The organism is Promicromonospora kroppenstedtii (genome assembly GCF_044389675.1).
Lineage (GTDB): Bacteria > Actinomycetota > Actinomycetes > Actinomycetales > Cellulomonadaceae > Promicromonospora > Promicromonospora kroppenstedtii.
In genome coordinates this window covers 13,554-37,862 of sequence record NZ_JBIRYI010000017.1, presented here as the reverse complement: position 1 = coordinate 37,862, position 24,309 = coordinate 13,554, and the positions used below count along the sequence as shown (strand labels likewise).

The 24,309-nt window shown below is 74.0% G+C and carries 19 protein-coding genes; 13 read left to right on the top strand and 6 right to left on the bottom strand.

Translation table 11 applies throughout. The features are described 5' to 3' along the window. Positions 1–3: 3 nt before the first annotated feature. Positions 4–1,062, bottom strand: coding sequence for a glycosyltransferase family 4 protein (locus ACH47X_RS22945; RefSeq protein ID WP_397407251.1), 1,059 nt, complete (start codon positions 1,060–1,062; stop codon positions 4–6). Next, positions 1,059–2,084, bottom strand: coding sequence for an alpha/beta fold hydrolase (locus tag ACH47X_RS22940; protein WP_397407249.1), 1,026 nt, complete (start codon positions 2,082–2,084; stop codon positions 1,059–1,061). The genes ACH47X_RS22945 and ACH47X_RS22940 overlap by 4 nt, the downstream gene beginning before the upstream one ends. A gap of 127 nt (positions 2,085–2,211) precedes the next feature. On the opposite strand from ACH47X_RS22940, the gene ACH47X_RS22935 reads away from it, so the two are divergent. Further along, positions 2,212–3,144 (top strand): hypothetical protein, encoded by a 933-nt coding sequence (locus ACH47X_RS22935; RefSeq protein WP_397407247.1) that lies wholly within the window; start codon positions 2,212–2,214, stop codon positions 3,142–3,144. Beyond that, positions 3,141–4,325 (top strand): glycosyltransferase, encoded by a 1,185-nt coding sequence (locus ACH47X_RS22930; RefSeq protein ID WP_397407245.1) that lies wholly within the window; start codon positions 3,141–3,143, stop codon positions 4,323–4,325. The genes ACH47X_RS22935 and ACH47X_RS22930 overlap by 4 nt, the downstream gene beginning before the upstream one ends. Before the next feature lie 75 nt (positions 4,326–4,400). Here the strand turns inward: ACH47X_RS22930 and ACH47X_RS22925 are convergent, their stop codons facing one another. Further along, positions 4,401–5,747 carry an Nramp family divalent metal transporter gene (locus ACH47X_RS22925; RefSeq protein ID WP_397407243.1) on the bottom strand — a complete coding sequence of 449 codons (1,347 nt, stop codon included), beginning with the start codon at positions 5,745–5,747 and terminating at the stop codon, positions 4,401–4,403. A 163-nt stretch (positions 5,748–5,910) separates the two neighbouring features. On the opposite strand from ACH47X_RS22925, the gene ACH47X_RS22920 reads away from it, so the two are divergent. The 9 genes from ACH47X_RS22920 to ACH47X_RS22880 are packed head-to-tail and all read left to right on the top strand — an operon-like array spanning position 5,911 to position 15,491. After that, complete coding sequence (locus ACH47X_RS22920; protein ID WP_397407241.1) at positions 5,911–7,563, top strand: ABC transporter substrate-binding protein; 1,653 nt, start codon at positions 5,911–5,913, stop codon at positions 7,561–7,563. A gap of 11 nt (positions 7,564–7,574) precedes the next feature. Beyond that, on the top strand, positions 7,575–8,528 hold the full coding sequence (locus ACH47X_RS22915) for an ABC transporter permease (protein ID WP_397407239.1): 954 nt from the start codon (positions 7,575–7,577) through the stop codon (positions 8,526–8,528). Next, positions 8,525–9,412 carry an ABC transporter permease gene (locus ACH47X_RS22910; RefSeq protein WP_397407236.1) on the top strand — a complete coding sequence of 296 codons (888 nt, stop codon included), beginning with the start codon at positions 8,525–8,527 and terminating at the stop codon, positions 9,410–9,412. Before ACH47X_RS22915 ends, ACH47X_RS22910 begins: the two co-directional genes overlap by 4 nt. Positions 9,413–9,417: 5 nt before the next feature. Continuing rightward, on the top strand, positions 9,418–11,328 hold the full coding sequence (locus ACH47X_RS22905) for a gamma-glutamyltransferase family protein (protein WP_397407234.1): 1,911 nt from the start codon (positions 9,418–9,420) through the stop codon (positions 11,326–11,328). Further along, a complete protein-coding gene (locus ACH47X_RS22900) occupies positions 11,312–13,009 on the top strand; it encodes a dipeptide ABC transporter ATP-binding protein (protein WP_397407232.1) in 1,698 nt (565 codons plus the stop codon). Before ACH47X_RS22905 ends, ACH47X_RS22900 begins: the two co-directional genes overlap by 17 nt. Further along, positions 12,990–13,784 carry a GntR family transcriptional regulator gene (locus tag ACH47X_RS22895; protein ID WP_397407231.1) on the top strand — a complete coding sequence of 265 codons (795 nt, stop codon included), beginning with the start codon at positions 12,990–12,992 and terminating at the stop codon, positions 13,782–13,784. Before ACH47X_RS22900 ends, ACH47X_RS22895 begins: the two co-directional genes overlap by 20 nt. Continuing rightward, positions 13,781–14,794, top strand: a complete 1,014-nt coding sequence (locus ACH47X_RS22890; protein WP_397407229.1) for a formylglycine-generating enzyme family protein — start codon at positions 13,781–13,783, stop codon at positions 14,792–14,794. Before ACH47X_RS22895 ends, ACH47X_RS22890 begins: the two co-directional genes overlap by 4 nt. After that, entirely contained in the window at positions 14,791–15,150 is a 360-nt protein-coding gene (locus tag ACH47X_RS22885; RefSeq protein ID WP_397407227.1) for a YidH family protein, read from the top strand. Before ACH47X_RS22890 ends, ACH47X_RS22885 begins: the two co-directional genes overlap by 4 nt. Next, on the top strand, positions 15,147–15,491 hold the full coding sequence (locus tag ACH47X_RS22880) for a DUF202 domain-containing protein (protein ID WP_397407225.1): 345 nt from the start codon (positions 15,147–15,149) through the stop codon (positions 15,489–15,491). The genes ACH47X_RS22885 and ACH47X_RS22880 overlap by 4 nt, the downstream gene beginning before the upstream one ends. A 208-nt stretch (positions 15,492–15,699) precedes the next feature. On the opposite strand, the gene ACH47X_RS22875 is transcribed toward ACH47X_RS22880, so the two are convergent. Then, complete coding sequence (locus ACH47X_RS22875) at positions 15,700–17,310, bottom strand: amidohydrolase (protein ID WP_397407223.1); 1,611 nt, start codon at positions 17,308–17,310, stop codon at positions 15,700–15,702. Then, entirely contained in the window at positions 17,307–17,951 is a 645-nt protein-coding gene (locus ACH47X_RS22870; RefSeq protein ID WP_051432629.1) for an FMN-binding negative transcriptional regulator, read from the bottom strand. Before ACH47X_RS22870 ends, ACH47X_RS22875 begins: the two co-directional genes overlap by 4 nt. 206 nt (positions 17,952–18,157) lie before the next feature. Between ACH47X_RS22870 and ACH47X_RS22865 the strand changes: the two genes are divergently transcribed. Continuing rightward, positions 18,158–20,449, top strand: a complete 2,292-nt coding sequence (locus ACH47X_RS22865; RefSeq protein ID WP_397407221.1) for an acyltransferase family protein — start codon at positions 18,158–18,160, stop codon at positions 20,447–20,449. A gap of 3 nt (positions 20,450–20,452) precedes the next feature. Here the strand turns inward: ACH47X_RS22865 and ACH47X_RS22860 are convergent, their stop codons facing one another. Next, on the bottom strand, positions 20,453–22,555 hold the full coding sequence (locus tag ACH47X_RS22860; protein WP_397407219.1) for an acyltransferase family protein: 2,103 nt from the start codon (positions 22,553–22,555) through the stop codon (positions 20,453–20,455). A gap of 188 nt (positions 22,556–22,743) precedes the next feature. On the opposite strand from ACH47X_RS22860, the gene ACH47X_RS22855 reads away from it, so the two are divergent. Next, entirely contained in the window at positions 22,744–24,249 is a 1,506-nt protein-coding gene (locus tag ACH47X_RS22855) for a S8 family peptidase (RefSeq protein WP_397407217.1), read from the top strand. Positions 24,250–24,309 lie beyond the last annotated feature (60 nt).

Genomic DNA, 24,309 nt, shown 5'->3' with positions numbered 1-24,309 from the left:
AAATCACCCTACCAGAAGAGACAGGAGCGTTTTGGCCGAAGTGTCCCAGTCGTAGCCGGCGGCACGGAGCCGTGCGGCGGCCGACCGCTCCGCCCAGGTCTCCGGGTCGTCGAGCGCGCGGACGGCGGCGACGTACCCGTCGACGTCGTCCGGGTCGACGTACGCGCCCGCCGCCCCGCCGACCTCGCGGAACACCGGGATGTCGCTGACCACCAGGGGCGTGCCGAGCGCCATCGCCTCCACGAGCGGCAGGCCGAAGCCCTCGTCGCGGGAGCCGGACACCAGCGCCGTCGCTCCGCGCAGGACGTCGCGGTAGACCTCGTCGGAGGCGCCGTCGTGGAAGACGAGCGTGCCCGGCCCCGCCAGCTCCGTCAGCGCCGCGCGCCGCTCGGCCGTGACCGGGCTCATCAGGTGCAGCTCCCACCCGGGCAGGTGCGCCATGGCCCGCGCCGGCAGCTCGACGTTCTTGTACGGCATGAACGAGCCCATGTAGACCAGTGCACGGGTGCGCTCCGGGCGGGGCAGGTCCGGCACCGGGTCGGGCGCGTTCGGCACCACCGTGACCGGGCGCCTCGTCAGCCGGTGGGCGGCGATCAGGTCGCGCGTGGTCTCCGAGACGGTCACCACGGCGTCGGCCCGGTTCAGCAGCACGCGCTGCGGCCACCACGCGAGGTGGAACGCCCGCCACAGCAGGCGCACGGGGGCGGGCAGGTTCCGCGGGGGCGTGGGGTGCCGGTAGTAGATGAGGTCGTGCAGGGTCAGGACCACCCGGTAGTCCCGGCCCCAGGTGCCCATGGTCTGCATGGGGCTGAACACGACGTCGGCACCCGTGCGGCGCACCTGCCGGGCCACGAACGGCTCGCGCCAGCTCGTCGGGGCGCTCACCCGGTGCCACGGCAGCCCGGCCGGCAGGTGGTCGAGCTGGCGCTCGTCGTTGATCAGCACCTCGATCGGGTGCAGCCGGGCCAGCGCCGTCACGATGCCGGCGGTGTAGCGGCTGATCCCGTCGTGCCGGCCGACCCGCAGGTACCGGCAGTCGACGACGACCCTGGGCCCCGTCACGACGCGGCCTCGTCGAGACCCGCGAGGAACGCCTCGACCTGCCCGGCGACGGCGTCGGGCGCCTCGTAGTGCGCCAGGTGCCCCACCCGCGGCACGACGGCGAGCCGCGCGTCGGCGAACAGGCCCTCCAGCACGTGCTGGGACGGCAGCGGGGCCACGTCGTCGTTCTCGGACGCGACCAGCAGCACCGGCAGGCCGATCTGCGGCGCGTACCCGGCCACGTCCGTGCCCACCGAGGCGTGGAACGCCTCGAGCAGCGTGCGCCGGTCGGCGAACCCGGAGAAGTACCGGTCGTGCTCGGCGTGGATCCAGCGCCGCAGGTCCCGGTCGTCCGTAGTGACCATCGCCACACTCGCGACGCGCGTGAACACCGGGTGCCGCAGCAGCCCCGTGCCCACCCGCTCCGGGAGCGCGGCGGCGAGCCGGTGCACCCCGACCGTCACCGCGCTCAGCACCCGGCGCGGTCCCGCGAGCGCCGCGGTCGCGATCGGGTTGACCAGGACGAGCCCCCGCAGGGCCGGCGCGCCCGGCGCGGGGGCGGCCACGGTGGCCGCCGCGACGATCGAGCCGAAGGAGTGGCCCGCCAGCACGGCACCCCCGTCGGGCACGAGCGCGGTCAGCAGGTCGGCCGTCCAGGCGGCGTAGCCGGGGATGTCGTGCACCGCGTCCCGAAGCGGCGCGGATCCCCCGAACCCGGGCAGGTCGGGAACATATACCTGCACGTCAGGGCGTCGGCGCACGAGGTGCGCGACGATCGGCTCCAGGCCGTGGTGGTCGCCCCGGAGCCCGTGCAGGAACACGATCCGGTGCGGCGCGGCGGGGTCGCCGTAGACCCGGACGTGGGCGCGGACGCCCCGGATCTCGAGGTCCGCGTCGCGTGCGGGTGTGGCCGCGACCAGTCCCGCATACGGTGCCTTCTGCGGGGAGGTGCCCGGCGTCAGGTGGCCCGGATCCTGCCCCGCCCCGGGTGCTGTCCCGGGCGGCGACGCGGCGCTGTCGCGCGGGTGCGTGTCGGTGTTCATCGCGCTGACCCTAAGCACTCGAGGGACGGTCACGGGAGGGGTCCGAGAAAGATGGGGGAAAACCCCCATGTCATTACGGGGGGAAACCTGGTGGCGGAGAAGGGCATCCTTACGTCACCGTTGTCCCATGCAAGCCACAGCGGTCGCCCTCGCCGTGCTCGGCGCCGCCCTGTTCGCCGGGGCAGCAGTCCTGCAGCACCGCGAGGTGGCCGACCTCTACGGAGCACCCGACCCCCGCGAACGCGTCATGTCGCTGCGCCGGCTCGGCCGGATAGCGCGACGGCCCGGCTGGCTGGCCGGGTTCGGGCTCGCGGCGGGCGGCACGATCGTGCACGCCCTGGCCCTGGCCCTGGCCCCGCTCCGGCTGGTCCAGCCGATCGGCGTGCTCGCGGTACCCGTGGCCGTGCTGCTCTCCTCGCTCCGCCTGCGGCGCGCGCCCGGCCGCAGCGTGCTGCTGGGCGTGGCCCTGACCATGGCGGGCGTCGCGGTCTTCGTGGGCGCTTCGGTCAGCGCCACCTCGGGCAACCCGCCGCCCCCCGGCTCCACCCTGCCGACGATCCTGGTCGTCGGCAGCGTCGTTCTCGCCCTCGGCACGGCCGGCCTCGCGATCGGCGGGTGGCTGCGCTGCGTCGCCTGCGCGACCGCCGGAGCCACCGCGTTCGGCCTGCTCTCCGCGCTGATGCGCGTGGTGTTCCAGGAGCTCGCCCGCGGCACGCAGTGGTACGACCCGCAGGTGCTCGGCACGGCGGCGTGCGCTGTCGCGGCGCTGGTCCTGGGCGGCTGGCTCGTCCAGCAGGCCTACCCCGCCGGACCGCCCGAGGTCGTGGTCGCCTGCCTGACCGTCGTCGACCCGATCGTCGCCGTGCTGCTCGGCGCGGTGCTCCTCGGCGAAGGGGCCGACACCTCCGTCGGCACCTGGTTCCTCCTCGGCGCGGCGGCGCTCGCCGCGGCCGCCGGGGTCCTCGTCCTTGCCCGGCTCCACCCTGACGCCGTCGCGGCCCGCGCGGCGCGCAGCAACCCTTCGAGACTTCCCGAACCATCGAGAGGTACAGCACAGTGAACCTGCCTGGTACTCCCCGCACGATCTTGATCGGCGCCGATACCTACCCGCCCGCCGTGAACGGCGCCGCCCGGTTCGCCGGCAGCCTGGCCACGGGACTGGCCGGCCGTGGGTACGACGTGCACGTGGTGGCCCCGTCGCCGACGGGCAAGCCGGTGCGCGAGGTGCGTGACGGCGTCGTCCTGCACGGGCTGCGGTCCAGCCGGTACCCGACGCACCACAACCTGCAGATCTCCCTGCCCTGGGAGACGCGCCGGGCGGTCACGGAGATCCTGGACGAGGTACGGCCCGACGTCGTGCACACCAACGGAAGCTTCATCGTGGGCCGCGCCCTGGTCGACACCGCGCACCGCGCGGGACTGCCGATCGTGGCGACCAACCACCTGATGCCCGAGAACCTCGTGGGCTACCTGCTGGTGCCGGGCTCGATGCACCGCACGGTCGGCCGCTGGCTCTGGCAGGACATCGGCCGTGTCTACGCCAAGGCCGACGTCGTCACCGCGCCCACCCCCCGCGCCGTCGACCTCCTGGCGCAGCACGCCGGCCTGAGCCACGCGATCCCCGTGTCCAACGGCATCGACACCGACCGGTACACGACCACCGTCCGCGAGGGCCGCGCCGAGCCCACCGTGCTGTTCGTGGGGCGCCTGGACCAGGAGAAGCGGGTCGACGAGATCATCCGCGCCTTCGCCCTGCTGCCCGAGGACCTCCCCGGCCGGCTGGAGATCGTCGGCACCGGCGGGAAGGCCGACGAGTGGGCCGCGCTCGCCGCCGAGTCCGGCGTCGCGGGCCGCGTCCGGTTCCGTGGCTACGTGCCCGACGACGAGCTGCTGGCCGCCTACTCCACCGCCGACGTGTTCTGCATGCCCGGCGTGGCCGAGCTGCAGAGCCTGGTGACCCTGGAGGCCATGGCCTCGGGGCTGCCCGTGGTGGCCGCCGACGCGATGGCGCTGCCGCACCTGGTGCGCCCCGGCGTCAACGGCTGGCTCTACACGCCGGGCGACGTCCGCGAGCTCGCGAACCGCCTCGGCGACCTGCTGGCCGACGCCGGCCTGCGCCACCGTATGGGCGCCGCGAGCCGCGAGCTCGTCGCGGCGCACGCCGTGGACGGCACGCTCGACGCGTTCGCGGAGATCTACGAGAAGGTCCACGCCATGCGCGCCACCGCGGCGGCCGCCTGACCCGCCCCCTTTCGCACGTGTCAGACCCTCGGGCCGCCCGAGGAACCCGAGGGTCTGACACGTCGCCCGTGCGGGTCAGGCCCCGAAGAGCGGGGCCACCGCCTTGACCAGCTCGTTGCCGCCGAGCACCAGGAACATCGCGGCGACCAGCACCAGCACCACGTTGACCCACCAGCGGTTGCGCCACTGCTGCGGCACCGCCTTGGAGTTCATCAGGAACAGCAGCGTGAGTGCCAGGAACGGCATGAACAGCGAGCCCAGCGCGCCGTAGACCACGACGAGCAGGATGGGCTTGTCGAGGAACAGCAGCGCCATCGGCGGGAACGTCAGCCACAGGATGTACGAGCGGTAGTAGGTGCCGCCGGCGCCCCGGCGGCGGTCGTCGGCGGGTAGGTTGCGCATGGTCGCCACGAAGTCGGCGAACATGAGCGACACCCCGTGCCAGACACCGATCACCGACGAGAACGTCGCGGCGAAGAATCCGACCAGGAACAACGGCGCCATGAACGCCCCGTACCGCTGGGCGAGCACGTCGGCGACGTCGACCAGCCCCTGCTCACCGTCCGCCACCGCCAGGCCGGCCGAGTACAGCAGCTCGGAGCCGACGATCAGCATGGCGATCACGAACACGCCCGACATGAAGTACGCCCAGCCGTTGTCGAGCCGCATGACCCGCATCCAGCGCGGCGTGTCCCAGCCCTTCTCGGTGAGCCAGTACCCGTAGGCGGCCAGCGTGATGGTGCCGCCGACGCCGCCCGCCAGGCCGAGCGTGTTCAGCACCGCGCCCTCGGGGATGATCGGCACGAGGCCGGCCATGATCTCGCCGAGGTTGGGCGTCGTCAGCGCCGCCGAGCCCACGACGGTCACGAACATGACGCCGATGAGCACGGCCATCACGTTCTCGAACGGCTTGTACTTGCCGAACCAGACCAGCAGCAGGCCCGCGACGCCCGCGGCCATCGCCCAGTACCGCACCTCGAGCACCGGGAACAGCCCGTTCAGCGCGAGGCCGACGCCGGACATCGCCGCCGCGCCGTAGCTGAAGCCCCACACCACCACGTAGACGCCGAAGTAGACGACCGCCCACAGGCCGAGCGACTTCCAGCCGTCGAAGATGGTGCGACCGGTCGCCAGCGTCCAGCGTCCCGCGCCCTCGACCAGCGCGATCTTGACGACGACACCGAGGATCACCGCCCACAGCAGCGCGTACCCGTAGTTGCTGCCCGCGACCATCGTGGCGACGAGGTCGCCGGCGCCGATGCCGGTGGCCGCCACGACCAGGCCCGGGCCGATGATCCGCCAGCGCGGCTTCTCCAGGGGTTCGCCCTGCCCGGCACCGGCCTCGTTGCCGGGCGTCCGCTGGTCCTCGGTCAGCCGACTTCCTGGAAACCCCTGTGAAGTGACCTCATTGTCCTTTTCCATGGCGTGACTGTACCCAGGCGTTTCACCCGCCCAAAAGGGACGCGCGCCCGCTCCTGGCCGTGTCACAGAGGTTTAACAGGACTGCAATCCATTGCATACACACGCGCCCCCTCCTGAGTGATTGTATGCAATCGTCCTTCTCAGACCCGGATTGGATTCTCCAGTGCGCACACCACTGCCGCGGCCGCGCGGCCCACTCGCCCCCGCCGCCGGGCTCCTGGCCACGGCGCTCGTCCTGTCCGGCTGTCAGGAGGTGCAGACCTCCGCCCCCGCCGAGGAGACCGCCGACGTCACCACCGTCACCCTGGACGGCCGCACGATCACCGAGGGCGGCGACCTCGTCATGGCCCTGTCGGCCGAGCCCGACGTGCTCGACCCGACCACCTCGTCGTCGCTCTACACGCGCTACGTCATGGAGACGATGTGCGAGAAGCTCTACGACATCGACGAGTCGGGCGAGATCGTCCCGATGCTCGCCACCGAGCTGCCGGAGGTCTCGGACGACGGCCGCACCGTCACCTTCCCGATCAAGGAGGGCGTGCGGTTCGCGGACGGCACGCCGTTCGACGCCGAAGCCGTCAAGACCTCGATCGAGCGCCACCTCACCAAGGAGGACTCGTCCCGGCGCAGCGAGCTGGGGCCGGTCGCAGAGGTCACCGCCCTCGACGACAGCACGGTCGAGATCACCTACGAGACGCCGTTCGCGCCGCTCGCGGCGGTCCTGGCCGACCGCGCGGGCATGATCATGTCGCCCACGGAGCTGGAGAGGGCGGGCGACGACTTCGGCGAGCACCCCGTGTGCGTGGGAGCCTTCAAGTTCGTCGAGCGCGTGCCGCAGACCTCGATCACGGTCGAGCGCGACCCGCTGTACTACGACGCCGACAACGTGCACCTGGACACGATCACCTACCGCATCATCACCGACGCCAGCATCCGCTCGGCCAACCTGCGCTCGGGCGACGTCCAGGTCGCCGACAGCCTCTCGACCCAGGACCTGGCCGAGCTGGAGTCCGCGGACGGCGTCGGCCTGCTGGAGGTCGGCTCGCTCGGCTACCAGGCCATGACGGTCAACGTGGGCAACACCGACGGCGTGGGCGCACCGCCCGGGAAGATCGACACCCCCATCGCGAAGGACCCGCGCGTGCGTCAGGCCCTGTCGATGGCCGTGGACCGCGAGCAGCTCGTGAAGTCCGTGTTCAACGACCGGTACGACCCGGCCTGCTCCCCCGTCTCCCCTGCTTCCCCGTTCAGCAGCGACGCGAGCGAGGCCTGCCCGGAGTACGACCCGGAGGGTGCCAAGGCGCTCCTGGAGGAGGCCGGCGCGGACGTGCCGTACGAGATCGAGATCAAGGTGACCAACACGCCCGACACCCTGCGCCTGGCGCAGGCCGTCCAGGCCTCCGTGGCCGACGGCGGGTTCGAGCTCACCATCGTGCCGGTCGAGTACTCCTCGCTGCTCGAGGTGCAGGAACAGGGCGACTTCGACCTGCTGCAGCTCGGCTGGTCGGGCCGCGTGGACCCGCACGGCAACATGTTCAACTTCCTGTCCACGGGCGCCGGCAACAACTACTCCGGGTACAGCGACCCCGAGGTGGACGAGCTGCTCACGCAGGCCGCCACGGTCATCGACCCGGCCGAGCGGGCCGCGCTGTACGGCCAGGTCGTGACCAAGGTCCAGGCGGACAACCCGATCATCTACCTCTACCGGACGCGCAGCATGACCGGCTACGCCGACGAGGTGGCGGGCATCTCCACGTACGCCGACGGCGTGGTGCGGCTGAGCAACGCCGCGTTCGTCGAGCCGGCCGAGGGCTGAGAGCACCCACGATGCGTCGTTACCTCCTCGTCCGCCTCGGCCAGTCGGCCGTGACGCTCCTGCTGGCGTCGATGGTCATCTTCCTGGGCGTGCGCATGCTGCCCGGCGACCCCGCGCTCGCGATGGCGGGCGAGGAGGCCACGCCGGAGCGGCTCGCCATGATCCGCGCCGACCTCGGCCTGGACCAGCCGGTCTGGGTGCAGTACGGGCGGTTCCTCGCCGAGGTCGCCTCGGGCGACCTCGGCGAGTCCACCCGCACCGGCGCCTCCGTCGTGAGCATGATCGGCGCCACCCTGCCGGTCACGCTCTGGCTGTCGCTCTACGCGATCGTCGTCGCCGTCGTGACCGGGGTGGCGCTCGGCCTGCTCGCCGAGCGCTACCGCGGGCGCTGGCCCGAGTGGGTCGCGAACGCCGCTGCCCTGACCAGCCTGTCGGTGCCCAACTTCTGGCTCGGCATGCTCGCGATCGTGTACCTGTGCATCGGCCTGGGCCTGTTCCCGGCGTCGGGCTACGTGCCGCTCACCGACGACCCGGTGGGCTGGGTGGTGCACCTGACCCTCCCGGCCCTGATCCTGGGTACGGGCCTGGCCGCCGTCATCATGCGGCAGACCCGGGCCTCCATGATCGAGGCCATGCGCACCGACTACGTGCGCACGGCCCGCGCCAAGGGCCTCGGCCGCACCCGGGTGCTGCTGCGGTACGGGCTGCGCAACTCCCTGATCGTCGTGGTCACCATCGCCGGGCTCCAGCTCGGCGGCCTCATCTCGGGGGCCGTGGTGACCGAGCAGATCTTCGCCCTGCCGGGGTTCGGCAAGCTCACGCTCGACGCCGTCTTCCAGCGCGACTACCCCGTGATCCAGGCCGTCGTGGTGCTCACCACCGTCGGGTACGTGCTGGTCAACCTGGCCGTGGACGTCCTGTACTCCGTCATCGACCCGCGCATCCGAGTGGGAGGCCGCTCATGACCGTCATCGAGCACAGCGATCTCTCGCCCGAGCCCGCGCCGGCCGTCGTCGGGCCGCGGCGGCTGCTGTCCCGGCTGCGCACGCCGCAGGCGATCACCGGCGCCGCGATGCTCGCCGTCGTGGTGCTCGCCGGGCTGCTCGCACCCCTGCTGGCCCCGCACGGGCCCGCGGAGGTGCACTTCGACGCCCCCTTCCAGCTGCCCGGCACCGTCGGGTTCGCGCTCGGCACCGACGACCTGGGCCGCGACGTCCTGTCCCGGATGATGTACGGCATCCGCGCCTCGCTCATGGTGGGCGTCGTGGCGGTGGGCCTCGCCGTCGTCGTCGGCACACCGCTCGGGCTCGCCGCCGGGTACTGGCGGTGGCTGGACGCACCCGTCTCGCGCCTGACCGACGTCACCCTCGCGTTCCCGTTCCTCATCCTCGCGGTGGGGCTGGCCGCCATCAACGGGCCGAGCCTGTCCGGCGCCGCGATCTCGCTCGGCATCGCGCAGGTACCGACCATGGTGCGCGTGGTGCGCGCCGAGACGATGCGCCTCAAGGAGAGCCCGTTCGTGCTCGCCGCCACGGCGATGGACGCGTCGGGCCCGCGGATCCTCGCCCAGCACATCCTGCCGAACTGCCTGTCGGCGATCATCGTGCAGGCTACGGTCATCATGCCGGCGGCGGTCCTGGGCGAGGCAGTGCTCTCGTTCCTGGGGCTCGGCATCCAGCCGCCGACGCCGAGCCTGGGCATCATGCTCTCGGACGCGCAGCAGTACCTGGGCCGCGCGCCCACGGCCGCGCTGTTCCCCGGCCTGGCCATCGTGGCGATCTGCCTCGGCTTCAACCTTCTCGGGGACGCCCTGCGCGACGCCCTCGACCCGTCCACCGACCGTAAGTGAGTGCCATGACCTCGACGCCGTTCGTCCGGCCGACCACCCCGCTGACCCGCCCCGACCTGAAGGGCACGTTCGGGATGGTGGGCTCCACCCACTGGATCGCCACCGCGAGCGCCCAGGCCGTGCTCGAGCGGGGCGGCAACGCGTTCGACGCCGCGGTCGCGGGCGCGTTCGTGCTGCACGTCGTGGAGCCGCACCTGAACGGGCCGGGCGGCGACATGACCGGCGTCTTCGTGACGGCGGACGAGCCGGCGCACCCGCGCGTGCTGATGGGCCAGGGGCCCGCGCCCGCGGGCGCGACCATCGAGCACTACCGGTCCGAGGGACTGGACCTGGTGCCGGGCTCGGGTGCGCTGGCGGCGGCGGTGCCGGGCAGCGTCGACGCGTGGCTGCTGCTCCTGCGCGACCACGGCACCTGGGACCTCGCGGAGGTGCTGGCCTACGCGATCGCGTACGCCCGCGACGGGCACCCGCTGCTCGACCGGGTGGCCGGGACCCTGGCGAACGTGGCCGGCCTGTTCCGCGACCACTGGCCCACGTCGGCGGCCCGCTGGCTGCCCGACGGCGAGGTGCCCGCCCCGGGCACGGTCGTCACCAACCCGGAGTACGCCGACCTGCTGGACGCCGTGGTCGCCGCGGGCTCCGGCGCCGCGGACCGCGCGGCGGCCATCGACCTCGCCCGTGCCGCCTGGCGCGAGCGGGTGGGCGCGGCCGTCGAGGCGTTCGTCGCCACGCCGCACCGGCACGCCGACGGCGCCGACCACGCCGGCGTCATCACGGCCGCCGACGTCGCGGCCTTCGCGGCCTCGTACGAGGACGCGACCACGGTGACGTTCCGCGGGTACACGATCGCCAAGACCGGCGCGTGGGGCCAGGGCCCGGCCCTGCTGGCCACCCTCAAGATCCTGGAGGGGCTGGACGACGCCGCGCTGGACCCGTCCACCGAGCTGGGTGCCCACACGATCCTGGAGGCGCAGAAGCTCGCGCTGGCCGACCGCGACGTCTGGTACGGCGACCCGGAGACCGCCGACGTGCCGCTGACGTACCTGCTGAGCGAGGAGTACGCCGCGCTGCGCCGGGGACTGATCGCGGACACCGCGAGCCACGCGGTGCGTCCGGGCGACGTGCCGGGCCGCCCGACCCCGCCCGTCCCGGTGCTGCGCACCGAGTACGCCACGAGCGCGCCGGCCGGGTCGCTGCCGGGCGCGCCCGGGGGCGGGGCGGCGTCGGGCGTGGGCGAGCCGACGGTCGAGGTCCCGACGGGCTCGACCCGGGGTTCGCTGGTCGAGCCCGTCGAGACCCCCGACTCCCCCGAGCACACCGGCGCCACCCGCGGCGACACGTGCCACATCGACGTCGTGGACCGCTGGGGCAACATGGTCTCGGCTACGCCGTCGGGCGGCTGGCTGCAGTCCTCCCCCACGGTGCCGGGCCTGGGCTTCTGCCTCGGCACGCGGCTGCAGATGACGTGGCTGGACGAGGCGTCGCCGTCGGCCCTGACCCCGGGACGGCGACCGCGGACCACGCTCACGCCCACGCTCGTGCTGCGCGACGGCGAGCCGGTGATCGCGCTGGGGTCGCCGGGTGGCGACCAGCAGGACCAGTGGCAGCTCCTGTTCCTGCTGCGCGTGCTGGTGGGCGGATACACCCCGCAGCAGGCGATCGACGCGCCCGCCCTGCACACGACGTCGTTCCCCGGCTCCTTCTGGCCGCGCACCTGGACGCCGGGCGGCGCCGTCGTGGAGGACCGGCTCGGCGAGGACGTCATCACCGCCCTGGAGGGCCGCGGCCACGTGGTGACCCGGGCCGGCGACTGGGCGCTGGGGCGCCTGTCCGCCGTGACCCGCGACCCGGCCACGGGCCTGCTGGGGGCGGCCGCCAACCCGAGAGGAGCGCAGGGCTATGCCGCAGGACGCTGACACCACGCGCGGGTCGAGCCCGGACCCCGGGTCGAGCCTGTCGGGACCACCTCTCCTGCGTGTACGCGGCCTGGAGGTCGCCTACGGCGACACTCCCGTCGTGCGCGGCGTCGACCTCGACGTCGCGCGCGGGGAGCGGGTGGCGATCGTGGGCCAGTCCGGCTCGGGCAAGTCGACCGTCGTGGCCGCGCTCCTGCGGCTGCTGCCCGGAGCGGGCCGCATCACCGGCGGCACCGTCGAGCTCGACGGCGAGGACCTGACCGCCGCGGGCGAGGCGCGGATGCGCGCCGTCCGGGGCGGTCGCATCGGGCTGGTGCCGCAGGACCCGGGCACCAACCTGAACCCGGCCATGCGGCTGGGCGACCAGGTCGCCGACGCGCTGCGGGCCCACGGCCTGCGCGGCCCGGCGGTGCGGCGGCGCGTGCACGAGCTGCTGGAGGAGGCCGGCGTGCCCGAGCCGGAGCGGCGGGCCAAGCAGTTCCCGCACGAGTTCTCCGGCGGGATGCGCCAGCGCGTGCTCATCGCCGTGGCGCTGGCCCGCGAGCCGGAGCTGCTGCTGGCCGACGAGCCGACGTCGGCCCTGGACGTGACCGTGCAGCGGCGCATCCTGGACCACCTCGGGGCGCTCGCCGAGGCCCGCGGCACCGCGATGCTCCTGGTGACGCACGACCTGGGCCTGGCCGCCGACCGCGCGGACCGGGTGATCGTCATGCTCGACGGACGGATCGTGGAGCAGGGCACGCCGGAGCAGGTGCTGCGCGCGCCGCGGCACGAGTACACCCGGCGGCTGGTCGCGGCGGCGCCCGCGGCCGTCGTCGCGCAGGCGGGGCCGGGAGCGTCCGGACCGGACGGGCCCGGGCGGGACGGGAGCGCGCCGGACGCACCGGACGCGCCGCCGTCCGCCGACGTCGTCACCGTCCGCGACCTCGTCAAGGAGTACCGGGTGCGCGGGCGCGGCGGCGTGCTGCGCGCCGTCGACGACGTGTCCTTCTCCGTGCCGCGCGGCGGCACCACCGCTCTGGTGGGCGAGTCCGGCTCGGGCAAGACGACGGTCTCGCGCATCCTGCTCGGGCTGGAGGCCCCGACGTCGGGCGAGGCGCTCGTGGACGGCCGCAGCATCTCGGGGGCGGGTCGCGCCGAGCGGCGCGCCCTGCGTCGCCGGGTGCAGCCGGTGTTCCAGGACCCGTACGCGTCGCTCGACCCGACCCACACCGTGGAGCGGGTGGTCGACGAGCCGCTGCGGATCTTCGGCATCGGCGACCGCGAGTCGCGCCGGGCGCGCGTGGCCGAGCTGCTGGACCAGGTGGCGCTCCCCCGGGACGTCGCCCACCGGCACCCGGGCACGCTCTCCGGCGGGCAGCGCCAGCGCGTGGCGATCGCGCGGGCACTGGCCCCGGGGCCGGAGCTGCTCGTGCTCGACGAGGCGGTCTCCGCGCTCGACGTACTGGTCCAGGAGCAGATCCTGGAACTGCTGGCTGACCTGCAGGAACGCCTCGGCGTGTCGTACCTGTTCATCAGTCACGACCTCGCGGTGGTGCGCGGCATAGCGGATAATGTGGTGGTGCTGCGGCAAGGCCGCGTCGAGGAGCAGGGGTGCGTCGACGACGTGTTCCACTCCCCGCGGGCCGCCTACACCCGAGACCTGCTAGGAGCCATCCCCGGTGCCGCTTTCGCCCGATGAGCCCGCGCTCCCTGCCGTGGTGCGGCCCTCCGTGCAGGACGCGATCCGGCGCGACATCATCGCCGGGGTGCTCACCCCCGGCGCCCGCGTGACCGAGGCCTCGCTGGCCCAGCGGTACGACGTCTCGCGGGTGCCGGTCCGGGAGGCCCTGCGCGGCCTGGCGAGCGAGGGGTTCATCGACTCCCGCCCGCACGTGGGCTCGCGGGTTGCCCCCATCCCGGTGCACGACGCCGACGACCTGTTCGCGGTGCGGGAGGCGCTGGAGGTGGCCACCGCGCGGAGCGCCGCCCGCCGGGCGGCAGCGCTCTACTCGGGCGACGAGAGCCCCGAGGACTGGTGGCGCATCCGCCGGCAGATCGCCGCCCTGCTCGACGCCGGGGACGCGCACGTGGCCGAGGGCGACCTGGACCCCCTGGTCGGGATCAACGACCAGATCCACATCGCGGTCGCCGAGCTCAGCGGCAGCGCCACCCTGACGCAGCTGCTGCGGCAGCTCTCGTGGAAGATCGAGTGGCTCTACGCCACCGACATGCAGTCGCGCGGCAAGCGCCTCTGGCCGGACCACCGAGTGATCGTGGGCGCCATCGACGCCGGTGACGGTGAGCGGGCCGCCGCCCTCATGGCCGCGCACGTGCGGGAGTCGCGGATCGGCTACCTGCGGCGCTACGGCGTCACGAGGCCGAGCTCGGACCCCGAGGTCGCGGCGGCGGTGCGGCGGCGGGCGGGCGGTGCACCGGACGCCGTCCTGCCCGGCGCCGATACCGTGGGACCGTGACGAGCGACGAGCAGGCCAGGGACGAGCGGACCGGGGACGCGCAGGCCGGGGCGGAGCACGAAGGTTGCGGGTGCGGGTGCGGGACCCCGGGGCGGGACGCGTTCGTCCAGCTCGGCCCCCGTCCGGCCGACGCCGCCGCGGCACCGGCCCCGGGCCGGCACGGCGTCGAGCAGGCGAGCGTGCCCGCGGGCCGGTTCACAATGGGCGACTCGTCGGGCGACCAGAACCCCGGCGACGGCGAGGCACCGCTGCACGAGGTGACCCTCGACACCTTCGAGATCGACGCGACCACGGTCACGAACGCCGACTTCGCGCGGTTCGTCGATGCGACCGGCTACCGCACCGAGGCGGAGACGTTCGGCTTCTCCGCCGTCTTCCACCTCGCGGTGGCGGCGGACCGCGGCGACATCATGGGCCAGGCCGACGGCACCCCGTGGTGGTTCGGCGTGCAGGGTGCCGACTGGGCGCACCCGGGCGGCCCGCGCTCCGACGTCGACGGCCTCGACGACCACCCCGTGACCCATGTGAGCTGGAACGACGCCGTCGCCTACTGCGGGTGGGCCGGCCGGCGGCTGCCCACGGAGGCCGAGTGGGAGTACGCGGCGCGCGGCGGCATCGACGGCGCCAAGTACCCCTGGGGCGACGCCGAGGTGAACGACGGCGGCTGGCGCGCCAACATCTGGCAGGGCGCGTTCCCGCGCGAGAACACCCTGGACGACGGCTGGCTCACCACCGCGCCGGTGCGGACGTTCGAGCCCAACGGCTACGGCCTGTGGCAGCCGGTCGGCAACGTCTGGGAGTGGTGCCAGGACTGGTTCGACCCCGGCTGGTACGGGCGCTCGCCCGCCGCGAGCCCGGCGGGCCCCGAGGCCGGCGCCATGCGGATCCTGCGCGGCGGCAGCTACCTGTGCCACATCTCGTACTGCAACCGCTACCGCAACTCCGCGCGCTCGTCGAACACGCCCGACTCCTCGATGGGCAACGCCGGGTTCCGCACGGTCGCCGCATGACCGCCCGGAGATTCCCCCAGCGCGTCTACCGGGACGGCGAGGAGCCCGACCCCCGGTTCAGCCTCGCCAACGAGCGCACGTTCCTGGCGTGGCTGCGCACGGCGCTCGGGATGTACGCGGGCGCGTTCGCGCTGGAGGCGCTGTCGCTGCCGGCCGCGACGAGCTGGCGGCTGGCCGCGGCCGGCGTCTTCCTGGTGCTCGGCACGCTGGCCGCCGTGCAGGCCTGGCTGGGCTGGGCCGCCACCGAGACGGCGCTGCGCCTGGGCCGCCCGCTCCCGGGGCTCGCGGTGGGCGGGCTGATCGTGGTCGGCATCGTGGTGGCCGTCGCCCTGGTCACGATCGGGCTGTTCGTATGACCGAGGAGCACGGCGTCTACGACCCGGGCCTGCAGACCGAGCGCACGCTGCTCGCCTGGCGCCGCACCTGCCTCGCCTTCGGCGTGGCCAGCCTGGTGGGAATGCGGTTCACCGTGGAGGCGGCGGGCGTGATCGCCGTCTTCGCGGGCGTCATCGGCGCCGGACTCGCGGTCGCCGCGTACGTCGCCGCCGCACTCGGCTACCGCCGGGCGAACCGCGCGCTGCACGAGACGGGCTCCCTCGACCACGGGGCGGCGCCCATCGCCCTGGCCACGGCGGCGGCCCTGGTCCTCGGCATCGCGTGCGCGGGCTACCTCCTGCTGGGCGCCCTGCGCGGCTGACCCGGGGCGCTGCGCGCCGGGGCCCTCCGGGCCGAGGCCGCCGAACGTAGGCTGCGTCGCTGCAAGAGCCGCCATGCGCCGATGTCCCCTACGTTCGCCCGCCGATCAGTCGAACGTAGGTTCCGTCGGCGCATGAGCGCTCATGCGCCGACGGAAACTACGTTCGACGATCAGGCTGCGCTGCGATCTGCCGCCGAGCGGGCGCGCGTCAGAACGTGCGGTGGGTCCAGCGGCCCGACAGAAGGGTGCCCGCTACCGGCATCGCGCGCAGGGCGTCGGCGCTGCCGTCGGCCCCGGCAGTACCGTGTGCACCGCCGGCTCCGGCGTCACCGGCGGCCCCCGCCCCCGACGCCAGCGGGTCCGCGTCCAGGACCACCAGGTCGGCCGGTGCGCCCGCCGTCGGGACCAGGCCGCGCCCGTCCGTCGAGGCCTCCAGGGCCGTGCGCAGACCGATCCGCTGCTCCGGGTGCCAGGGCGCACGTCCGTCGCGCGACCGGCTGACGGCCGCCGCGATCGCGAACCAGGGGTCGAGCGGCGCGACCGGCGCGTCGGAGCCCAGGGCGAGCACCGCACCGGCGTCGTCCAGGGCGCCGAACGCGAAGGCGTGCTCCGTGCGGCCGGCCCAGTGCCGGTCGGCGACGTCGCGGTCGTCCATCGCGTGCTCGGGCTGGACGGACGCCACCACGCCGAGCTGCGCGAACCGCGCGAGGTCGGCGGGGTCGAGGAGCTGGGCGTGCTCCACGGAGCCGCGCGCACCCGTCGCGGCGAAGGCGTCCAGCGCGAGCGTGTTGGCGTGGTCGCCGATCGCGTGGATCGCGCACCGCAGCCCGCCGGTGTGCGCGCGGGCCATGAGCGGGACCAGCTCGGCCGGGGGCACGGACAGGATCCCGTGCGCCTCGGGCCCGGTCAGGCCGGGGTACGGGTCATGGCAGTAGGCGGTGCGCGTGTTGAGCGAACCGTCGGTGACCACCTTGAACGGCCCCTGCTCCAGCAGGCCGTCGGTGTCCGGCAGGACGACGCCGCTGCTCAGCCCTTCCGCCAGCACGTCGTCCAGCCAGGGGGTCCACACGCCGGCGCGCACCCGCAGCGCGGCGAAGCCCGCGGCGAACCGGCGACGCCAGGCCGTGAGGTTGTCCGTGATCTCCAGGTCGACCACGCCCACCACGCCCCGCGCCGCGGCGGCCGCGGCGGCGTCGGCCACCCAGGCGTCGGCGAGACGGTCCGGCGCCCGGTCGACGACGGCGGCCAGCGGCAGCCACTCGGCCTCGCGCAGCACGCCCGTGGGGTGCGCCGCCACGCCCGCGAACCGCAGGCCGGCGGTGTTCAGCCAGGCACAGTGCAGGTCGCCGGACACGAGCACGACCGGCACCTCACCCGCGGCGGCGTCGAGCAGGTCCGCCGTCGGGACGTCGGGCCACAGGGCATCCCGGAACCCGTAACCCACCAGCGCCGTCCCTGGCTCGGGCGGCCCTGCGGCGAGCCGGTCGCGCACCAGGGCGACCGCCTCGGCGGCCGAGCGCGCGCCCGACAGGTCGAGCCGACGCCGCACCAGCGCCCACTGCGTGAGGTGCACGTGCGCGTCCCAGAGCCCGGGCATGAGGGTGCGACCGTCCAGGTCGACCCGCTCGGCGCCGTCCGCGCCGACCCTGCCGGCCGCACCCACCGCGGCAACGACCCCGTCCCGCACCAGCACGTCGACGAGCCCGGCGAACGTAGGCTCCGTCGGCGCAACACCCCCCGATCCGCCGACGGACCCTACGCTCGCCGGCCCGCCACCGCCCACCAGGCGGGCGTTCGCAAGGAGCAGGGCGGCGGTCACGGGGCGTCCGCCGGGCGGCGGGCGAGCTCGGTGCGGACCTCGGCCGCGAGCGCCGGCTGCGCGTAGTGCGGGTCCGACTCCAGCGCCGTGACCACGCGTTCCACCACCTCGCGCGGCTTGTCCTGGCTCAGCTTGGCCTTGCCCTGCCACCGGACGACGCGCAGGCGGAACCCGGCGGCGCCCTTGGCGATGCGGTGCGCGTACTCCTCGACGCTCGGCAGGCGCACCGGCCGGGGCATGACCGACTCGTACCGGTCCACGGTGTCGGACAGGACGCCGTACGACTCCTCTGGCCCGAGCAGCTCGACGGTGCACCACAGGTGCACGGCGAGGTAGTCCCAGGTGGGCACGGCCGGCGTCATCTCGTACCAGCCGGGCGAGACGTAGCCGTGCGGGCCCTGCACGATCAGCAGCGACTCCCGCCCGCTGTCCAGCGAGTGCAGCACCTCGTCGGGCCGGCCGACGTGGGTGAGCAGGCTCATCGGCTCCCCCGGCGGCGTGTCCTCCAGCAGGACCGGCAGGTGGGAGGCGACCGGGGCGCCGTCGTCGGCCACCGAGACAAGGGTGGCCCAGCCGTGGGTGCGGACCAGGTCGCGCACGCGGGCCTCGTCCTGGATCTCGTAGTCGCTCGTGTGGATCACAGGGTCATCGAACCATCAGGGAGGCCCAGGAGACCCACCGCAGGCTGACCCGGATTCGGCAGGCGGCCCGCGACCGTCGACAGCGGGGTCACGGCCGCCGGTTGCCTGCTGAACCGCAGCCAGTACCGGCAGCCGGTACCCGGGCCGAGATCCTGCCGTGACCCTGGGTCAACCTCGCCGTAAGGCGGCGTCCCTACGGTACCGACGTGTCTCACCTTCACCCCCGCGGCACCGCCGCTCCGACCGTGCGGGTCGGCGCGGTCGACGGCCTCCGCGGGCTCGCCCTGCTCCTCGTGGTCGCGTTCCACCTCTTCGGCCAGGGCCGGGTGTCGGGCGGCGTGGACGTGTTCCTGGTGCTGTCCGGGTACTTCGCGACCGGGGCGCTGCTGCGCCGGGCCGAGGGCGGCACGCTCCGGCTCGCGGCGCACTACGCCCGCACTCTCGCGCGGCTGCTGCCCGCGGCGCTCGTGGTGCTGGCCGCCGTCACGGTCGCGCTGCTCGCGCTCGCACCCCGGCTGCGCTGGTCGGCAGGGCTGCGGGAGGTCGGCGCGTCCGCGACGTCCTGGCAGAACTGGGAGCTCGTGAGCTCCTCGCTGGCCTACGGCGCCGCCGGGCCCGATGCCAGCCCGCTGCAGCACTTCTGGTCGCTCTCGGTGCAGGGCCAGTTCTTCGCCGCCTGGCCGCTGGTGGTGCTCGGCCTGGTCGCCGTCGCCCGACGCCGCGCGCGGGCCGGGCGCACCCGCCTGACCCCACGCGGCCTGGTGACGGCGGTGACCGCCGCGGCCACGGCAACGTCGTTCGCGTACGCCCTGTGGCTCGTCGACGTCGACCAGCCGGTCGCGTACTTCAGCACGTTCACGCGGTTCTGGGAGATCGGCGTGGGCGCGCTGCTCGCGCTGACCCTGCCGCGGGCGGTCGGGGCCGCGACGCAGCGGGGCTCGCTCGCCACGGGCCCGGCCCGGACGTGGGCCGGGTGGGCGGGACTCACCCTGGTCGTCGGGTCCGGCTTCCTGGTCGACGGCGCCGGCGTGTTCCCCGGCGTCTGGGCCGTCGTCCCCGTGGGCGGGGCGGCCCTGGTCCTGGCAGCGACCGTCCCGGGGCCGGCCGCGACCATCCTGGGCCCGGCGGCGACTGCCCCTGGCCCGGCCGGCGCCCTGGACCCGGCGTCGTCCCCGGAGCGCGCGCGGCCCCGGGGCGTCGAGCTCCTGCTGGACAGCGCCCCGCTGCGCCTGGGCGCCCGCGTCTCCTACGCGCTGTACCTCTGGCACTGGCCCGTGCTGGTGTTCTGGCTGCTGACCACGGGCTACCGGCAGGCCGGCCCGCTCGCCGCCGTCGCCGTCCTGGCGATCTCGGTCGTCCTCGCCTGGCTCACCACGCGCTACGTGGCCGAGCCGCTGCTCACGCACGTCACGACCCGGCTGGCCGCACGCCGGTCCGCGCGCTCCGGTCCGGCCCGGGCCGATCCCCCGAGCGACTCGGCCGGCCGGGCCACCGCCCTGCCGTCGGGCCGGCGCACGCTCGCGGTGCTGACGGGCGCCGCCGTGCTGGTGCTCGGCGGCGCCCAGGCCGCGGCCACCGCGCACGACGAGACGGTGCGGCAGAACGTCACCGACCTGCTCGCGCCGTCGCCCGACCATCCGGGCGCCGCGGCGCTCGTCCCGGACCGGTCCGCCGCGCAGGTGCCGGACCCGGCGGCCTCGCCGCCCCCGTTCCGGCCCGCCACCTGGGTGGCCTACGGCGACCACCCCGACCGCCCCGACTGCGCGCAGGGCGGCGACCGGTCGGAGCTGCTGGAGTGCGTGGTGGTGGACCAGGCCGACCCGGCCGCCGTCGTCTACCTCGCCGGGGCCTCGCACGAGCAGCAGTACGAGGAGGCGTTCGCCGCGCTCGCCCGCGAGCACGGCTGGGAGCTGCGGGAGATGCTGAAGCACGGCTGCCGTCTGGCCACCCCGGACGGCGGTAACGACACGGCCGGGCCGGTGCCTCCGGCGTGCGTCGCGTGGAACGAGCGGGCGCTGGCCGCGCTCGTGGCGGCCCGCCCGGACGTCGTCGTCGTGGTGGGCAGCCGCACCCACGAGGACGGCGCCCCCGAGGAGGTGCTGCCCGGCCAGGTCGGGGCGTGGCGCGTCCTGGCGGACGCCGGGATCCGCGTGGTGACCGTCCGCGACAACCCGCGGTTCGAGTGGTTCGTGCCCGAGTGCCTCGACCGTGCCGACGTCCCGGAGGACTGCGCGCGGCCCCGGGCCGAGCAGCTCGCCCCGGTCTCGCCCGTGCCGACGGCGCCCGGCGTGCCGCCCACCGCGGTCCACCTGGACCTCAGCGACGCCCTCTGCGGGCCCGAGGTGTGCGATCCGGTGGTCGGGAACGTGCTGGTCTACCGCGACGACGACCACCTGACCAACACGTACGTGCGCACCCTGGCGACCGTCGTGGGACGACAACTCCGGTCCGGCGCACCCTGGCTCTTCGAGAGCGGGCGGGGCGCCGGACCGGAGTGAGCGTCACAGCGCCTGGGGCAGCACCTTGCGCAGCCGGTCGGTGAGCTGGTTCACGTAGGTGGCGCTCACGTGGTCGGCGTCGCGGTAGACGAGCACGTTGCCGATCACCGCGTGGCAGGTCTTCTCGTCGCAGAAGGAGTCGGTGAAGTCCCCGACCCTGACCCGCGGCGCGGCCTCCAGCGCCGCCGGGACGACGTCCCGGCCGGCCAGGGCACGGTCCCGCGACAGGTCACACTCCGACGGGTCCGAGTAGTTCTTGTTGACGCACGCGACGGCGTCGCCCCGCGCGCCAGGCGTGTCCCGCAGCACGACGACCTGCGAGCCCTGGTCGGCGAGCTCGTTCCAGACCTCGGCGAGACCCGCCGCTCCCGCGTACTCCTCCGAGCCGCGCGCCACGAGCTTGTTCGACTCGTGGTAGGTGGTGACCACCAGGTCGGGCGCGCTCTCGCGCAGCTCGGCGCGGGTCTTTGCGTTGGCCTCGTTGCAGGCGTCGACGTAGGACTCGTCGCCGGCCTGGCTGTCGGCGGAGTACGGGCACGCGGAGTGCAGGTAGGTGACCACGCGCCAGCCCCGCTCCTCGGCGACCGTGATGATCGGCTCGGTGAGCACGGCGGCGTGCGAGTCGCCCACCACGGCCACGGTCGCCGTCGGGTTGTCGGTCACGGCGAACTCGCACCTGGTCGTCTCGGTGGCCGACTGCCCCGACTGGCACTCCCTGACCGCGGGGTCCAGGTCGTCGGCAGCCTTGACCGGGTTCGGCGCGATCCCGGTGAGCCCGTCGACGAACGGCGCGAAGCCCTGCTCGATCCCCTTCGGGACCGTCACGGCCGCGTCGACCGCCTGGGCGTTGGCGTCCCACCGCTCGGTGATGCCCTGTAGCTTCCACGGCATCGTCAGGGTGAGCGCGGCCACCAGCAGCATCGCGACGAGGGAGGCGACGAGCAGGCGCCCGTCGGCCCGGAACCAGCGGATCGACCGGACGGGCTGCTCGACGAGGACGTAGCTGGCGATCGCCATGGCGAACGAGGCCAGGAGGATCACCATGACGTCGGTGAACTTGGGGCTACGTCCGGTGTAGACGCCGAAGAACACGATCACCGGGAAGTGCCACAGGTACAGCGAGTACGAGATGTCGCCGATGCGCTGCACGCCCCACGACTCGGTGACCGTGCGCAGCGAGCCCGGGCCTGAGGTACGACCCGCCAGGATCACCGCGCACGCGCCCAGCACGGGGGCGAGGGCGGCGAAGCCGGGGAACGGGGTGCCGTCGTTGAGCACACAGGCCGCCGCGACGATGGTCGCGGCGCCGAACACGGCCATGGTGTTGCGCAGCGGGCCGAAACGCTGCGTGTCCTTGATGAGCAGCGCCAGGATGCCGCCGGCGGCGAGCTCCCAGACGCGGGTCAGCGTCGAGTAGTAGGCCACCGGGTCGCCGGCGAGCGACTGCCACACGCCCCAGACGAAGGAAGCCATCAGCACCGCGCCGAAGACGACGAGCAGGATGCGGCGCAGCGTCTCGGGGTTCTTCACCATCCGGCCGCCGCGCGCGCCACCCCAGATCCCGACCGCGAGCAGCACGAGCAGCGGCCAGACCAGGTAGAACTGCTCCTCCACGCCCAGCGACCAGAAGTGCTGGAAGGCGGTGGGGTCGTTGCTGGCAGCCTGGTAGTCGACGGCGTCGGCCGCGAGCGCCCAGTTCTCGACGTAGAGCACGGAGGCGAGCGCCTGCCGCCACCAGATCGCCACGAGGTTGGGCGGCAGCACGACGAGCGCGATCAGGATCGTGGCCACGGTGGCGACCAGGGAGGCCGGCAGGATGCGCCGGGCGCGGGCCGCCCAGAACTTCTTGAGGCTCACCGAGCCCGTGGTCGAGACCTCGCGCCACAGATGGCCCGTGATGAGGAAGCCGGAGATCACGAAGAAGACGTCTACGCCGATGTAGCCGCCCGGGAGCACCTCGGGGTCGATGTGGTAGATCACCACGAGCAGCACTGCGAGGGCTCGCAGTGCCTGGACCTCGGGACGGAACTTACGGGGGCGGACGGGAGCCTCAGCGGCCCGGTCGTCCGGCGTGGCGGCAGCAGGTGCCGTCGTCATAGCCGTCATAGGGAGTCAGGCTCCTCGTCTCGGGGCCAAGAACGGGGCAACTGTGCCACACATTTCTTGGGTGAAAAAGCGATGGTTGGTACTAGTCCTCTTCTTTGTGCAGAAGCGGTGGCAATCCTGGTCAGGGCGCGTAAGTTGCCCTACGGGCCCCGCTCGGGGACCCGCCTTTACCCACAGGAGCGTGAACCATGCACTTGCACTCCCGTAGAGCAGTCGCCGTCGCCGCGGCGGCGTCGCTCGCCCTCACCGCGCTCGGCGGCGTCGCCGCGGCGGCGGCCGACGAGCCGGAGTCGACCCCGGTCCCGATCGTCACGCCGGACGGCGCCCTGTTCTCCTACGTCGTGAACACGGAGCGGGCCGGTGCGGCCCAGGCAGCGCTGGCCACCAGGGCGGTCAAGCGCGCCGACGGCGTCGTCGTGCAGAGCTGGCCGCAGATCGGCGTCCTGGTGGTGCACTCGGCGAACGGATCGTTCCGCCAGGACGTGGTGCGCGCGGACCGCCTCGGGGCCATCGAGTCGGTGGGGGCCACCCGCACCGTGTCGCCGACCGAGGGCACGCCGGGCGTGGACGCCCCGGAGGGCGCGAAGGAGAGCCGGTCGGTGGTGGGCAAGGGGCAGAAGGACTCCGTGGGCGGCACGGTCGACGGGCCGTCCCGCTCCGCGGCGGACGACCCCGACCCGGGCGAGGTGACGCAGTGGGACATGGAGATGATCAAGGCTGACCAGGCCGTCGAGATCAACCCCGGCTCGTCCCGCGTCACGGTGGGCGTGCTGGACTCCGGCATCGACGCCGCGCACCCCGACCTGGCCTCCCAGGTCGACGTCGACCAGTCCGTGAACTGCACCGACGGCGGCCGGCCCGACCGGTCGGCGGGCGGCTGGCTGCCCACGACGTCGGACCACGGCACGCACGTGGCGGGCACCATCGCCGCTGCCCAGAACGGCACCGGCATCGTGGGCGTGGCGCCGGGGGTCAAGCTGGCCTCGGTGAAGGTCGTGAACGACGACGGCTACATCTACCCCGAGTACGCGATCTGCGGCTTCGTGTGGGCCGGCCTGGAGCGCATGGACGTCACGAACAACTCGTACTACGTGGACCCGTTCATGTACTGGTGCTCGGACCAGCCCGACCAGGCCGCCGCCAAGGAGGCCGTGCGCCGCGCGGTGGAGTTCTCGACCGACCGTGGCGTGGTGCACGCCGCCGCCGCGGGCAACGCGTCGACCGACCTGGCGAACAACACCACCGACAACTCGAGCCCGAACGACTCGGCGGCGGTCCAGCGGACCATCAACTCCGGCTGCGAGGACATCCCGACCGAGTTCGACGGCGTCGTCTCCGTCTCGTCGCTGACCCAGGCGGGCAACCTGAGCTCGTTCTCGAACCGAGGCCTCGGCAAGATCGACGTCTCCGCCCCGGGCAGCTCGATCCTGTCGACCGAGCTCGACGGCACGTGGGGCCTCAAGAGCGGCACCTCGATGGCGTCCCCGCACGTCGCGGGGGTGCTGGCGCTCCTGAAGTCGGCGCACCCGCGCTGGACGCCGGCCAAGCTGGAGGCCGCCGTGCGCGCCCAGGCCGACGACCACGAGTGCACCACCACGACGGCCGGCCCGGCCTGCGTGGGCACGCCGGCGGAGAACAGCTTCTACGGTGACGGCATCGCCGACGCCCTGGACGCCGTGACCGCCCGCAAGTAGGGATCCGGCCGATGTCCACCGGTGGTCGAGCTGGTCGAGACCTGGGCAGGTCCCGACACG